Origin of the sequence: Corallococcus sp. 4LFB, from assembly GCF_046520365.1 — a bacterium.
GTDB classification, from domain to species: domain Bacteria; phylum Myxococcota; class Myxococcia; order Myxococcales; family Myxococcaceae; genus Corallococcus; species Corallococcus caeni.
Genome location: NZ_JBKGHJ010000957.1, coordinates 1 through 1,534 on the forward strand (window position 1 = coordinate 1; position 1,534 = coordinate 1,534).

Consider the following 1,534-nt stretch of genomic DNA (forward strand, 5'->3'; position numbering starts at 1 on the left):
TGGGCGGCTTGCTCACGCGCACGTGGGTGGCGGTGACGCCGGAGAGGCCGGGGCGCAGGCCGCCGATGCGGACCGCGAGCCCGTGGGCCGCGGCCTCCGTCACCAGCCGCGTGCGGACCGCGTCGTACGGGAACGTGAGCAGCAGGCAGAGGACGAACGCCACCACCGCGAAGGCGGTGTAGCCCACGACGAGCTTCCAGCGGGCGATCTTGGATTCAGTGGCCATGGGCTATTGCTTCATCCGGTAGGTGGCGACGGTCGTCCACGCCGTCAGGGTGTCCGTGGCGGGCCGGGGCTCCACGCGCAGGTACTTCACCTTCACGATGCCCGGGCCCGTCTCCACCGTGCGCAGGAAGTCCGTCAGCTTGCGCAGGTCCACGTCCGTGAAGGTCAGCTCCACGGAGCTCTCGATGATCTTCCCGTCCCCCACGCCCACGTCGCCCTTGGGCGTCATGTTGGGGACGGTGAGGCCCGCGGCGGTGGCCTTGTCCTCGATGTAGGTGATGAGCCGCACGTTGCTCTGCGTGAGCTGCTGCTCCACGTTCTGCCGCTCCGCCTGGGCCTCGCCGTAGCTCGTCGCCAGGGCCTGCACCTCCCGCAGCTTCGCCAGCTTGTCCTGCGTGCGCCGACGGTAGCCCTGCGCGCTGTTGGCGAAGCTGAAGAGGGTGACGAAGAGCACGAACACCAGCACCGCGGAGCCGGCCAGCGTCACGAGCTTGCGCTCGCGGTCGGAGAGCCGCTCGAACCACGTCTGGAGGGGCGCGAAGAGTTCTTTGAGCTTTCCCATGGTCAGGTCTCTCCCCCCTGCTGCTCGCCGGGGCACTGCACCTGCACGTCCAGGCGGAAGGTCCACTTCTGCCCGTCGCGAGTCTTCTCCACCTTGCCCTCCTTCACGTCCTTGAAGCAGCGGTGGCCCTTCAAGGCGGCGGAGAGCGTGTCGACCTGCTTGGAGCTGTCCGTCTCCCCCTGGAGCATGATGCGGTCCAGGTCCACCTGGATGCGGTCGAACTTCACCGGCACCTCCGGCGGGACGCGCTGGGTGACCTCCGCCAGGAGGTTCACGGCGGACATCGCGGGCAGCGCCGCGGCGGGGCTCTCCACGCCCTTGAGCATGTTGAGGGCGCGGTCGTAGTTCGTCTCGCAGGTGCCCAGGATGCGCTGGGTCGTCTTGCAGAGCACCGCGTCCACCTCCGCCTCGCGGCGCGACAGCACCGTGTTGCGCACCACTCCGAAGGCGATGAGCAGGAGCAGCAGCGTCACCGCGAAGGAGGCCAGCAGGCCCAGCCGGTCCTTCACGTAGTCGTAGCCGCCCTTGAAGGCGAACTCACCCCGGCGCAGGTTGAAGCGCGGCGCCTTCACCCCGGCCGCGTTGCCGCGCATGGCCAGCGCGTACGCCTGCGCCGCGGACGGCGTCTCCTGGGGGCCAATCATCGCGGCCGCGTCCGCCGGCAGCGCCAGCACGCGCACCGGCAGGTTCAGGTCCTTCGACAGCTGCTCGGCCAGGCCCGGCATGCGCGCGGTGCCGCCGCACAGC

3 protein-coding genes are annotated in these 1,534 nt (G+C 69.8%); all 3 read right to left on the bottom strand.

Going from position 1 to position 1,534, the window contains the following annotated elements:
• A partial coding sequence (gene gspN, locus ACLEQD_RS43135; protein ID WP_410391753.1) for a type II secretion system protein GspN occupies positions 1-226 on the bottom strand: 226 nt, incomplete at its 3' end.
• 3 nt (positions 227-229) lie between these two features.
• A complete protein-coding gene (gspM, locus tag ACLEQD_RS43140) occupies positions 230-787 on the bottom strand; it encodes a type II secretion system protein GspM (RefSeq protein ID WP_410391754.1) in 558 nt (185 codons plus the stop codon).
• 2 nt (positions 788-789) lie between these two features.
• Positions 790-1,534 (bottom strand): PilN domain-containing protein (locus ACLEQD_RS43145; protein ID WP_410391755.1); only part of this gene is annotated, 745 nt, incomplete at its 5' end.